Genomic DNA, 13070 nt, shown 5'->3' with positions numbered 1-13070 from the left:
TTAGCAGGTTGCTGGTATGATTACAGCAATCCTGCTTCTGTCATCAACTCAACCACTTTCTTACTGTTCAGTTTAGACGGTTCAACTTTCGGTGCTTCCAGGTCATTGAGCGGCACTAATTTAGGGTTAGAGGCGGCATCAACACCGACAGCATATTCAAATGCATTATTGGTGCGCAACATTTCCTGACCAGATTTCCCCGTTATCCATTTCATGAATTCCTGAGCTTCTTTTGGGTGCTTACTTGAAGCCAATACACCGCCGCCGGAGATACTCACAAAGGCACCGGGATCTTGATGTTTGAAGTAATGTAGCTGAGTTTTGCCGCTGTTCTCACCTGTTTTGGCTTGATCAACAAAGCGATAATAATGATAAATAACTCCGCCATCAATTTGGCCGGCATTCACCGCTTTCATGACCGTGCTATTGCCTTTATAGGCGGTAGAGTTGGCTTTCATGGCTTTTAACCACTCTAACGTGGCTTTTTCGCCCTTAAGCTCCAACATCGCACTCACAATAGCCTGAAAATCAGCCCCTGATGGTGATGCAGCCCAGCGGCCTTTCCACTCAGGTTTGGCCAAATCCATAATGGATTTAGGCAGTTCAGCTTCACTGATTTTTTCCGGGTTATAGACAAATACGGTGCTGCGGGCGGCGATGCCGGTCCAGCGACCATGTTCAGGGCGATATTCTTTCGCCACTTGAGCCTGTGTTGCGGCATCTAATGGTGCGAGCAATTTCGCATTATCGACCAGCACCATGGCAGGGGAATTCTCAGTCAGAAAGATGTCTGCCGGCGAGGCACTGCCCTCTTGGACCAACTGATTACCTAACTCGCTGTCGCCACCATTGCGCAAGGTCACTTTAATACCGGTGTCTTTGGTAAAGCCGTCAACCCAGGATTTCACCAAATTTTCGTGTTGGGCGTTATAAACCACAATACCCTCGTCAGTGGATGCGGCATGGGCGGAAAACGCCAGCACCATTGAGGAAGTTAACAGAGCGATAGGGCCGAAAGAGGATAAACGTAACTTCATAAAGACATCCTTTAGCAGGTCAAAGAAGAAAACGAGCGGATTATGCGACGGCAAAACAGCACGATTGTATAGAAAAAAATCAGTAATGATAGTGAAAATCATTCGTGTTATTTGCTACTAAATATTTCCTTGGCGCGGCTGTAAGTCCTTATGATTAAAGGGGTTTTGTAGGGTAATTTCTGGTCTGTAGGTCTATTTTGTCTGCGGTTTCTTTAGCAATAACCCGTGGTAATCCTGCATTTTCCTGTTTGTTCGTAACAGACAATGACTTAACATAGTCATTACTTTTTTGCATGGTTTATGGATATATGATGCGTCATTTGGCTGTCACTCTTCCGTTACTCATATTGCTTTCCGCCTGTAGCAGCAAACCGACGCCACCGGTCGCGGCGACCCCGTCAGATAGCCTGACACAAAGCGGTTTTTTACTTGAGCCGCAACATGTGGGGCACGTGCCAGACGGTGATTTTGCCTACAATGCGGATACCGCACGTTTCGTTGATAAAATGGTGCGTGAGCATGGTTTTGAACGTCAGCAGCTGCATGATGTATTGGCGCAAACTAAAAAGCTGGATTTTGTTATTCGGCTAATGGATAAACAAGCGCCGACGTCTGGCCGACCATCTGGGCCGAATGGGGCCTGGAAGCGCTATCGCAGCCAATTCATTACTCCAGACAATGTGCAGAATGGCGTGAATTTCTGGAATCAATACGAAGATGCCTTGCAACGCGCTTATGAGACCTACGGCGTCCCGCCAGAAATTATCGTCGGTATCATTGGCGTTGAGACTCGCTGGGGCAGGGTGATGGGCAAAACTCGCATTATTGATGCGCTGGCAACACTCTCCTTTGCCTATCCGCGCCGCGCGGAATACTTTTCTGGCGAGCTGGAAACTTTTCTGCTGATGGCGCGAGCTGAGGGCAATGACCCGCTCAGTCTGCGGGGTTCCTATGCCGGTGCGATGGGCTATGGCCAGTTTATGCCATCTTCATTCAAAGATTATGCCGTTGATTTTAATGGTAATGGTCATATCAATTTGTGGGACCCTGTGGATGCTATCGGCAGTGTGGCGAATTACTTCAAAGCTCATGGCTGGACCAAAGGGGCGGCGGTCGCGATACCTGCCAATGGGCAAGCGCCGAATCTTGATAATGGCTTTAAGACCAAATATCCGGTTTCAACATTGTCTGCCGCAGGGCTAAGTCCAACCAGTTCACTGGGTGAATATCAAGAAGCCAGTTTGTTGCGCCTTGATGTCGGCACCGGTTATCAATATTGGTATGGTTTGCCCAACTTCTACACCATTACCCGCTACAACCACAGCACCCATTATGCCATGGCGGTTTGGCAGCTAGGGGAGTCGGTAGGCCGGGCAAGAACGCTATAGGATGGTGGAGGAGTTTTCCGGCCAGCTCGTCAGTCGCATCACATAAAAATGGCCACTCAAAGTGGCCATTTTCGGCAATGTGACTCATCACATCAGATGGGAAATATCATCTGGATGAACGGATGGCGGAGACTGACGCCAGCCGCGAGTCAGCCAAAGCAAGTAGATAAAGCCCGCCAGCAACCACAGCAAACCCACCTCCAGCGCACGCTGTTCAAGGTGAACCCACAGCCATACTGACATCACAAACCCCATCAGTGGCAACAGCCCGTATTTGAACATGGCAGCAGCACCGCGGCGTTTCTCATTGAAAATAAAGTGTTTTATAACACTCAAATTCACAAAGGTGAATGCGCCGAGCGCCCCGAAACTTATCATCGACACCACTAAGTTCAGGTCAAGGAACAGTGCCAGCAGCGAGATGGTGGCCACGAAGAGTATGGCTCGCCATGGGGTGTGGAATTTGCGATGCAAATGGAAGAAAATTTTGCGCGGCAATACTCCCTCGCGGCCCATGGCATAAAAGATGCGCGACACACTGGTTTGCGCCGTCATCGCTGAGGCATAAACTCCGGTGAGATAAGTGGCCATAAAGAAGTTATACATCCACTTACCGCCGACATGCTCGGAGATAATCAGGCTGGCAGTATCCTGATAAGGAATTAATGATTTCCAGTCGGGATAGGCCAAATGCGCGGCATAAGACACCGCAATAAAGATGGTGCCGGCACTGATTACGGTAAACAGAATCGCCCGTGGCAGGGTTCGTTTGGCATCATGTGCTTCTTCTGCCATGGTGGCGATGGCATCAAAACCGAGAAATGCCAGGCAAAGCACGGCGGCACCAGATAATAAGCCCGACATATCACCGGCATTGACCAGCAGCGGTTTCATTAGCGCCGCCGGGCTTAAATCTGCTTGACTGAAAGAAAGAGCAATAAAGAGTATGATAAAAATCATCTGTGCCGCGATCAGCGAGAAATTCACCGAGGTGAGCAAACGCACCCCTAGAATATTTAACAGGCTAACACTGATAATTGACGCAATAATAAACACCGGAGCGGGAATGGCCGGGAATGCCTCGTGCAAGAAAATGCCTAACACTAAATAATTAAGGATTGGCAGGAACAGATAATCCAAAATTTGCGCCCAACCCACCAGAAAACCGGTTTTTCCACCAAAACTACGCTGCACGTAAGAATAGGCAGAACCTGATAACGGCATGGCGTTGGTCATTCGGCAATAACTGAGGGCGGTAAACAGAATGGTGATAACCGTCACCAGATAGGCAATAGGTAAATGCCCCTGACTTAATACAGTCACCTGTCCATAGGTGGTAAATACGCCTAAAGGCACCATATAGGCGAGCCCGAAAGCGACCAGCGCGGGGGTTTTAAGCACTCTGCGCAACTGAATATTTTGTGGCATTACCGTATCATCTCCTGGTGTATACAAGCACCGCTAAGCTGCATTTTTATGCAGTTGTAAAACATAAAGGAGCGGATTTTGACACAAGGTTTAAACGAACGCCAATCACTTCCTGCTGGTGTGGCACTGTTACATTGATTTTACTGGCCCACCGAGTTAACTCAGTGAGCCAGAACTGGCTTAACGGGCGGTTATGCGCCCTGATAAACCACTTTACCGCCGATTAAAGTGCATTCCACCTGAGTTTGATAAATCGTCTCTGGCGATTGCTCAAACAGGTTATTTTTCAAGATAATCAGGTCGGCGAATTTTCCTGCTTCCAGTGAACCAATATATTGCTCTTTGGCAATCATGTAAGCCGCATCAATGGTGGCGCAGCGCAGGGTTTCAATTAGCGTCAAATCCCGGTCATTATCCAGCCGTGGGCCCGCTGGGCTGCCGTCAAGATGCCAGGCACGGCGGGTCATTGCCACTTGTAGATTGTACCATTCATCTAAGCGATCAATTGGCCAGTCACTACCATAAGCAATTCGTGCCCCTGCATCGAGGAAACGGGCTGCCGGTTCCAGATGTTGGAAGCGGGTTTCGCCCAGCATTTCGCGCTCTTCATCAATCAGCACCCCCGGCAAGCCACCCCATTGGAAAGAGAGCACCGCAGTGGCCCCTAGTTGGGCAAAACGGTGATATTGATGAGCTGCGACCAGTTCATTGTGGGCTAATCCGGGGCGAATATCTTTGCCCGGCACGGCGGCGCGCATCTGTTCCACGGCATCTAGCACCATCTCGATTGCGCCATCACCGACAGTGTGAGTGTGAGGGTGCAGGCCCGCACGAGCACACTCCAGAATAACCGCATTGACCACGGGCGCAGTAAAATAGAGATCGCCATAATGATCAGTGGGTTGCCAGTCTGGATTTGCTACCGTGCCGTGGTTGGCGCGATAAGGCTCCAGCAGAGCCGCTGTCATGGTGGGGGGCTGTAGCACGCCGTCGATAAACAGTTTCAGGTGATCGACCGCAAAACCAGGTGCTGGCACCCATTCGTCACTGCCCCACTGGCGGCCAAATTCCACCACTTCCTGTACCACGCGAGCGGCATCTTCCGGCCCTTGTAGGCTATCTGGCGTCACTTCTTTTGCCCCGAGAACCCGTAAAGTCAGTTCATTACGTTCATATAACTGACGGAAAGCTAATAATTGTTCGGCAAATACCCGGGTATCCATCACTGTCGTGACACCCTGCGCATTCAGGACTTGCTGCACATGGGCAGCAATCTGCACATTCTTTTCTGGCGTGGCGGAAGGGATGCTGTCAAAGGCCCGCATCGCCGGAGCATCTTCCAAGATGCCGGTGAGTTTTCCGTTGGCATCACGGGCAATTTTGCCATCCGGTGGGACGGGGGTGTTTTCATCAATCCCCAACAGCTCAAGGGCGCGGCTATTGGCCGCCAGTGTATGGCAGTCATTGGAAAATAGCGCTATCGGGCGACGGGTGCGCAGTGAATCCAGTGCGTCTCGGCTCATATCAGCCCCCACTGGGGTCATCGCTTGGCGTTGCCAGGCCCGGACAGTCAGCCAGTCATTTTCGCCCTTAAAGGGGTCATTATCGAGATGCTGCTGGATGATTTCCAATGTCTGCTCAACACTCAGTGCGGCATAATTCAGATTACAACCGATAAGCTGTTTCCCACCCCAAAACGGGTGCATATGGCTATCGATAAGACCGGGCATCATAAACTTGCCAGCCAGGTCAATAAGTTGCGTTTTCGGGGCGGCAAACTGTTGGATAAGTTCATCGCCGCCGGTGGCCAGAATATAGCCCTGACCCAGCGCGATTGCGCTGCAAACCCGGTTATTGGCATCGGCCGTGTAAATTGTGCCGTTGTAATAGATAACATCGGCGACAGTAGATTGTTGAGTCATAGTTGGCTCTCAAAAATCCCTTTCTTCCTTGATGTTGCCACCGCCTGAGTAAGCTCGCGGCAACGCCAATGACTTTGGGAATGGGTGGGTCAAATAGCCATTATAGCCGGTATCTCTGGCAAAGCCCGCGGTGAGATACCCACTAAGGCTGGTGTTAAGTTAAGGGTTTTTAAGTAACTCGATCTTCATCATGGTCGCTAAATGGCGCAATATCTCGGCTTCCGAACAGCCTAATTCAGGAAATTGCGTCAACCCATCCAGACCACAAACCAAGCCAATCAGACGCCATGCGACATCACTGGCATTGATATCAGAGCGAAATTCATTAGTGTCGATCCCGGCGTTAATCACGTCTAGCGTGGCCTGATGCCAGTCAGACATTGAGGCGGCGCAGGCTGCTCTAATCAGCTCATCGCGTTCGGCCAGTATGGAGATTTCATTCCATAGCCGGGTTTCTCGTTTACCCGCTTCATCTTGTGGATAACCCAGCACTCGAAGCACCCGCTCCTGGGCTGGCAAGTTTTGGCTGCTGAGCGTAAATGCGGCCAAAGATTGTTTCACCAACAATAAAAAAGCATCCGCGCGCAGTCGTGAAACCGACGCAAAGTGGTGATGCACCTGACCGACAGCCACTCCAGCTTCACTGGCAACACGGCGCACCGTGGTTGCGTTTATCCCCTCGGTGATGGCAACCCGCATCGCCGCTTGCAAAATGGTGTCATGGCGCTCTTCGCGGTTCAAATAGGCCAAAGAAGCTCCTTTATCATGCTCATAAGTATTTTCATCATTATGTGATGAATTGGACGTTAGTTCAACTTTACGCTATTATTGTGATATTGAACAAGTGTTCAACTTTAACCTATGCCTTCTTTGAGTGTGTTTGTATGTCTAGAAAGTGGTTGATTTTCTACGTTATTATCCTGATGTATCTCCCTGTGTCTATTGATGCAACCGTACTGCATGTGGCGGCACCACGGCTGGGTATCGCGTTGTCTGCCACCGGCAGTGAATTGCTGTGGATTATTGATATTTATTCGCTGGTGATGGCGTGTTTATTACTCCCGATGGGGGCGCTCGGTGATCGCATCGGTTTTAAACGCCTGGCTTTATTGGGGTCGGTACTGTTCGGGCTGGCCTCTCTGGCGGCGGCATTGGCCCCCTCGGTGGCGGCACTGATTGCTGCGCGTGCCTTGTTGGCGATTGGCGCGGCAATGATCCTACCCGCCACGTTGTCTGCGGTGCGCCATATCTTTACTGATGAACGCGAGAGGGCATTGGCATTAGGCATTTGGGTGGCAATTGGCACCATGGGGGCGGCGATGGGGCCACTGGTCGGTGGGCTATTAATGGAATACTTTTATTGGGGGGCCGTATTCTTAATTAATGTCCCCATTATTATTGCCGTAATTATTGCTACGCTGGCCGTTATTCCTCATCAGCCGATGCGCACGGAACAAACATGGAGAGTCGCGCCGGCGCTGGTTTTGATAACCGCGATCCTGCTGTTGGTTTATGCGGCTAAAACGGGGATACGCGGGGGCGGGGATCCTTTGATGACGTCCCTGTCCGCGCTGTTGGGGGGCGGGATGTTGTTGGCTTTTGTGCGCCATCAATTATTGACATCAGCCCCGATGATTGATTTTCGTCTGATAAGTCAGCGAGTGATTGCTGTCGGTATGGTCATGGCGATGACGGCAATGATAACGTTGGTCGGGTTTGAATTACTTCTGACGCAAGAATTGCAGTTTGTGTTAGGCAAAACGCCGCTTGAGGCAGGGATGTTTTTGCTCCCACTGATGATAGCCAGCGGAGTGAGCGGGCCGATATCCGGTTGGTTAGTGGCTAAATTGGGGTTGCGCACCGTTGCCAGCGCCGGGATTGCTTTCAGTTCATTAAGTTTTTTGGGCCTGGCTTGGACTGATTTTGCCACTGAAGCTTATTTGGCATGGGGCTGGATGATAGTGCTTGGTTTCAGTATTGAGGCTTCACTATTGGCATCCACGGCGGCCATTATGAGTGCCGCTCCGCCAGAAAAAGCCGGTGCAGCAGGGGCGGTTGAGGGGATGGCTTATGAACTAGGGGCTGGGCTTGGGGTAGCAATTTTTGGTTTGATGCTGTCACGCGCCTATGCCGCCTCTATTGCGTTGCCAGAAGATTTGCCGGCGGATTTGGTGGCGCAGGCCAGTGCCTCTATCAGTGAAACTATTCAGGTGGTGAATAGCCTCGGTGGGAATGATGCCCTGCTCACCAGTGCCAAACAGGCTTTTTCCGCCTCGCACAGTTTGGTATTAGGTACCGCCAGCGGTTTGCTGATTCTGCTGGCCGTCGTGGTTTGGTTTGCCATGCCGGGAAAGCCTGTGTCGCGGTGGGAAAAAGCGCGCCGCGACAAGGCCACCTATTAATGGCCCGAGATTAAGTCTCCCATCAGTTAATACTCCTTACTCTTTAGTCATTACTCTTAGTCAAGTGTGTGATATACCTATTTAAGGTAGCGATTTGAGTTTTGATAGGTGAATGATGTCAAAACCGTATTCCAATAAAGAGTAAGGCTTTCTCTATGACCGCGCGGCCGTTCACAGCACAACTCGATATCGACAATTCAGTTCAACCTGTCCGGGTCTCTATCAAAGGAGATTGGGTGCTGGCGCATTACCGCGTTTTGGAGCCAGTTGTGGCGCAATTTCGCGCGAATCAGCCCCAGACGCTGGTCTTTGATCTTAGCCAATTGGGCGCGGTGGATACCGCGGGGGCAACCTTATTAGCGTTGTTGCTCGGTGAAGATCGCATCAGTAAGCTGCGTGAACTTGCCCCTCAACTGCCCGAAGAACGGCGCACTTTGCTGCAAACTGTCAGCCGTGTATTGCCGGATTTAGCATCAGAACCCGCAGAAAAAAAACCGTCATTTTGGCTTGAGTTATTGGCGAACACTGGCCGTTCGGTCGATAATTTATGGCAAGATATTAAGTCATTATTGGGTTTTGTCGGCCTGACTCTTGAAACTTTATTCAGCACGGCTTTCCGCCCATCACGCTGGCGAATGACTTCGTTGATTGCCAATATTCAGCAAATAGGTCTGAATGCTGTTCCCATCATCATGCTGCTGACTTTTCTGGTCGGGGCCGTCATTGCTTTCCTCGGTGCCACGGTATTAACCACTTTTGGTGCGGGTATTTTTACCGTCGATTTAGTGGTGTTTTCATTTTTACGTGAGTTTGCCGTACTGCTCACTGCCATTTTGATGGCAGGGCGCACTGCCAGTGCCTTTACTGCTGAAATCGGGCTGATGAAAGCCAATGAGGAAATTGATGCTATCCAAACTTTGGGGCTAAATCCGGTTGAGTTATTGGTGCTGCCACGGGTCTTGGCGCTGTTGATTTCCTTACCCATGCTGACCTTCATTGGCATGGTTTGCGGCATTTTTGGCGGGATGGTGGTCTGTGCCCTGACACTCGATATTTCGCCCACCATGTTCTTGTCGATTATGCAAAACAGTAACGGATTGCAGCATTTCCTGGTGGGGATCAGCAAAGCGCCTATTTTCGCCTTCCTGATTGCCATTATTGGCTGTTTGGAGGGGTTCAAAGTCACTGGCAGTGCCGAGTCTGTCGGGGTGCATACCACCACCAGTGTGGTGCATTCTATCTTCGTGGTGATTCTGCTTGATGCCGTCGCGGCGCTATTTTTCATGGAAATGGGATGGTGAGCCATATGACGCCACAGCCAATCATTCAAATTCGTAATCTGGTTAACTGTTTTGGCAAGCAGTGTGTGCACCAGGATCTCAATCTTGATGTACAGCGCGGCGAAATTCTTGGCGTCGTGGGGGGCTCGGGTACCGGTAAGTCGGTGTTACTACGCAGCATTGTCGGGCTTCGTCGGCCAACTGCGGGGCAGATTCATGTGTTTGGTCAGGATTTAATGACATTGTCGGGCCAAGCGCGTTCCCAGGTTGAACGCCGATTTGGTGTATTGTTTCAGCGGGGCGCATTATTCAGCTCTCTGACAGTGACGGAAAACGTGGCGTTGCCATTAATCGAAAATGCGGGGCTGCCGCGTGGTGAGGCTGAGCGCTTAGCGCAGGTTAAGCTCGCCTTGGCGGGGTTACCGCCGGGGGCGGGCAGTAAATATCCGGCCTCATTGTCAGGTGGCATGGTTAAACGTGTTGCTTTAGCTCGGGCACTGGCATTAGACCCAGATATTCTGTTTCTCGACGAGCCGACAGCGGGCCTTGATCCGATTGGCGCGGCGGCGTTTGACAGCTTGATCCGCACCTTGCGTGATGCGCTAAATTTGACGGTGTTTTTGGTCACCCACGATTTGGATACGCTCTATACCCTTTGTGACCGCGTGGCGGTGCTTTCACAAAAGAAAGTGCTGGTGGTGGATACCTTGGATAAGGTGGCTGCAACCGATGATGACTGGATTCAGGCGTATTTTCATGGGCCACGTGGCCGGGCTGCTTATCAGGCTGCGGCGGCACTTAATACTGAAGAGAGGTTGTAAATGGAAACCCGTGCTCACCATGTTGTCATTGGTTTGTTCACTCTCATTGTGGTCAGCGCGGCGCTGTTATTCTGCCTATGGCTGACAAACGCCGGGGCTAATCGCCAGTTCAAGCTATACGATATCGTGTTTAATGAACCGGTGAGTGGCCTGTCTCAGGGGAGTATCGTGCAGTACAGTGGCATTCGGGTCGGCGAGGTGACCCAACTGCGTTTGGACAGTGAAAACCCCAATAAGGTTTGGGCGCGTGTCCGGGTGTCAGCTTCCACACCAATTCGCGAGGATACACAGGCCCGGCTGACGGTGGCGGGCATCACTGGCACCTCGAACATCCAATTTAGCAGCAGCACCTCGTCGAGCCCGTTATTAGAGGGCCAAGATGGGGAAGTCCCTATTATCATTGCCACTCCGTCACCCATGAGCCAATTACTGTCGAATGGTGAGAGTTTCATGAGCAATGCGAATGAAGTGCTGATGCGCCTAAATCAGCTGCTAGCACCCGATAATCAGCAGCGGCTGGTGACAACATTGGACAATCTTGCTCTTGTCACCCAAACCGTCGCCGATCAACGCCAAGATATTCGTACCCTGTTGCAGCAGTTGGCGCAGGCCAGCAAACAAGCCAATGAGACATTGACACAAACGAATCGCCTGCTGCGCAGTGCCAATGGGTTGATGGATGGGCAGGGGAAACAGCTGATGACTGATGCCGCTAAGACCATGGCATCGCTGCAAAATACCAGCATTATTCTCAATAAGCTGGTGAGTGAAAATCAAACTTCACTCAATAATGGTATGCAAGGAATGAATGAGTTGGGGCCAGCTGTTGATGAGTTGCGTAGAACATTAGCGACACTGCGTGCTGCTGTTTCCCGTTTGGAAGAAAACCCGGCGGCTCTGCTGCGCGGCCGTGAAAGAACACAGGAGTTTACGCCTCGATGATCTCTCTGAAGATAATGTACTGCGCCCGCCGTCGTGTCGGGCTGTTGATGTTATCCGCACTGGCTATGTTGTTGTCAGCATGCACTATTTTACCCAGTGCGCCGGTATCACAGGTTTATCTATTGCCGGTGCCTGCTGCGGCAACCGCACCGCGCGCGCAGACGGTCAATTGGTCACTGCGCGTTTCACAACCGGCGACCAATCAGTTTATCAATAGCTCGCGTATTGCTGTTCAGCCCGAAGGACAGGAAATTGCGGTCTATAAAAATTCGCGCTGGACTGATCCCGCCCCTATTTTGGTGCGTAATCGCCTGATTCAGGAGTTCCGCACTGATGGCCGTATTCCCGCGGTCAGCAGTGATGATGATAGCCTGCAAGCTGATGTTGAGTTGAGTGGCGATTTATCAGCATTTCAGGGGGTATATCAAGCGGGGAGCAGTGAGGTGTTGATCCGTTTTGATGCCCGCTTAGTGAGGATTTCAGACCGTAGAATCATCGCGACTCGCCACTTTGATATTCGCCAACCCATCAAAGGGGCGCAGATGAATGAAGTGGTTGATGCTTTTGGCTTAGCAAGCAATCAGTTAGCTTCACAGGTGCTGAACTGGACACTGCAACATTCTCCTCAGTAAGGGGCTGTTGCTCATCTAAAGGTAAAATATATGAGCCAATTATTTTCTCCGGCCAGTCTGGGCAAATTAACCCTGGAAAATCGCATTGTAGTGGCACCGATGTGCCAATATTCGGCTGAGTGGGGTTTCCCGAGCGACTGGCACATGATTCATTTAGGTAATTTGGCGCTATCAGGTGCTAGTCTGCTCATTATTGAAGCCACCGCGGTAGAGCCACAAGGGCGCATCAGCGGCAAAGATTTGGGTATCTGGGATGATGAGCATGGGCAAGCGCTTCGCCCGATTATTGATGCTATTCGCCGTTATTCGCCGGTGAAATTAGGTATCCAGTTGGGGCATGCTGGCCGTAAAGCATCATCGGCGCTGCCATGGGATGGCGGGGGGGGGGGGGAAATTACCGCTGAACAGGGCGGGTGGCAAACTGTGGCCCCATCAGCGCTGCCATTTGGCGATCGCCATCCTCCGCAAGCCTTGTCTGTCGCGCGTATTGGCGAGATAAAGTCTGCATTTGTTGCAGCCGCAAAACGCGCGGTGGACTCAGGATTTGAACTTATTGAAATCCATGCTGCACATGGTTATTTACTGCATCAATTCTTATCTCCGTTATCCAACCAACGTGACGATGAATATGGCGGCTCGCTGGAAAATCGTATGCGCTTGGTGATTGAAATATTGAGTGAAATACGCGCCGCTCTCAGTAAAGAAATTGCCGTCGGAGTGCGTATTTCTGCCACCGATTGGGTCAATGGTGGATGGGATACTGAACAGTCCATTGTATTGGCAAAACAATTAGAGATTTTAGGATGTGATTATATTCATGTCTCCAGTGGTGGATTATCGCCGGATCAACATATTCCGATTAGCCCAAATTATCAGGTGCCATTAGCACAAAAAGTGCGAGAAGCGGTTAAAACGCCGGTTATGGCCGTCGGGCTGATTACTGAACCGGAACAAGCTGAAGCGATTGTCGCGACCGGGCAGGCCGATTTTATCGCCCTGGCGCGTGGTATTCTCTATGACCCGAGATGGCCATGGCATGCGGCGGCTAAATTAGGTGCCACCATTAAAGTTGCGCAACAATATTTGCGTTGTGAACCGCATAATCAGCGTGGGTTATTTAAGTAATCGATTTTATTTGAGGCGAGATTGTCTGTGCTTTCTCGCTTTATTTGATTAAACGATCTCGATGAATAATTTCCATGCTATCGTGCAAATGTC

Annotated in this window: 11 protein-coding genes; 7 read left to right on the top strand and 4 right to left on the bottom strand. The window is 50.8% G+C overall.

All coding sequences use genetic code 11. The features are described from left to right. Positions 1-20: 20 nt before the first annotated feature. Positions 21-1037: an iron ABC transporter substrate-binding protein gene (locus tag D5F51_RS15265; protein ID WP_025379019.1), complete on the bottom strand. Its 1017-nt coding sequence runs from the start codon at positions 1035-1037 to the stop codon at positions 21-23. Positions 1038-1348: 311 nt separating this feature from the next. Between D5F51_RS15265 and mltB the strand changes: the two genes are divergently transcribed. Further along, on the top strand, positions 1349-2425 hold the full coding sequence (mltB, locus tag D5F51_RS15260; protein ID WP_162301855.1) for a lytic murein transglycosylase B: 1077 nt from the start codon (positions 1349-1351) through the stop codon (positions 2423-2425). A gap of 87 nt (positions 2426-2512) precedes the next feature. On the opposite strand, the gene D5F51_RS15255 is transcribed toward mltB, so the two are convergent. The 3 genes from D5F51_RS15255 to D5F51_RS15245 all read right to left on the bottom strand — a co-directional run bounded on the left by D5F51_RS15255 (position 2513) and on the right by D5F51_RS15245 (position 6525). Further along, positions 2513-3853 (bottom strand): APC family permease, encoded by a 1341-nt coding sequence (locus tag D5F51_RS15255; protein ID WP_129197665.1) that lies wholly within the window; start codon positions 3851-3853, stop codon positions 2513-2515. A gap of 191 nt (positions 3854-4044) precedes the next feature. Continuing rightward, positions 4045-5775: an amidohydrolase gene (locus tag D5F51_RS15250; protein ID WP_129197663.1), complete on the bottom strand. Its 1731-nt coding sequence runs from the start codon at positions 5773-5775 to the stop codon at positions 4045-4047. A gap of 159 nt (positions 5776-5934) precedes the next feature. After that, the gene (locus D5F51_RS15245) at positions 5935-6525 is read right to left on the bottom strand and encodes a TetR family transcriptional regulator (protein WP_129197661.1); all 591 of its coding nucleotides are present in this window, start codon (positions 6523-6525) and stop codon (positions 5935-5937) included. A 134-nt stretch (positions 6526-6659) separates the two neighbouring features. On the opposite strand from D5F51_RS15245, the gene D5F51_RS15240 reads away from it, so the two are divergent. From D5F51_RS15240 to D5F51_RS15215, 6 genes are all read left to right on the top strand, one after another. After that, positions 6660-8177, top strand: a complete 1518-nt coding sequence (locus tag D5F51_RS15240; RefSeq protein ID WP_129197659.1) for a SmvA family efflux MFS transporter — start codon at positions 6660-6662, stop codon at positions 8175-8177. A gap of 155 nt (positions 8178-8332) precedes the next feature. Then, a complete protein-coding gene (locus D5F51_RS15235; RefSeq protein ID WP_129197657.1) occupies positions 8333-9478 on the top strand; it encodes an MlaE family ABC transporter permease in 1146 nt (381 codons plus the stop codon). After that, a complete protein-coding gene (locus tag D5F51_RS15230; protein ID WP_162301753.1) occupies positions 9472-10278 on the top strand; it encodes an ABC transporter ATP-binding protein in 807 nt (268 codons plus the stop codon). Before D5F51_RS15235 ends, D5F51_RS15230 begins: the two co-directional genes overlap by 7 nt. Next, entirely contained in the window at positions 10279-11220 is a 942-nt protein-coding gene (locus D5F51_RS15225; RefSeq protein ID WP_129197655.1) for an MlaD family protein, read from the top strand. Further along, a complete protein-coding gene (locus D5F51_RS15220) occupies positions 11217-11852 on the top strand; it encodes an ABC-type transport auxiliary lipoprotein family protein (protein WP_025379011.1) in 636 nt (211 codons plus the stop codon). The genes D5F51_RS15225 and D5F51_RS15220 overlap by 4 nt, the downstream gene beginning before the upstream one ends. 30 nt (positions 11853-11882) lie before the next feature. Then, positions 11883-12977: an NADH:flavin oxidoreductase/NADH oxidase gene (locus D5F51_RS15215; RefSeq protein WP_129197653.1), complete on the top strand. Its 1095-nt coding sequence runs from the start codon at positions 11883-11885 to the stop codon at positions 12975-12977. Positions 12978-13070: the final 93 nt, after the last annotated feature.

Origin of the sequence: Yersinia hibernica (assembly GCF_004124235.1) — a bacterium.
GTDB lineage: Bacteria > Pseudomonadota > Gammaproteobacteria > Enterobacterales > Enterobacteriaceae > Yersinia > Yersinia hibernica.
Note: the sequence above shows the minus strand (reverse complement) of the source record. Positions and strands in the feature narration are given on the sequence as shown.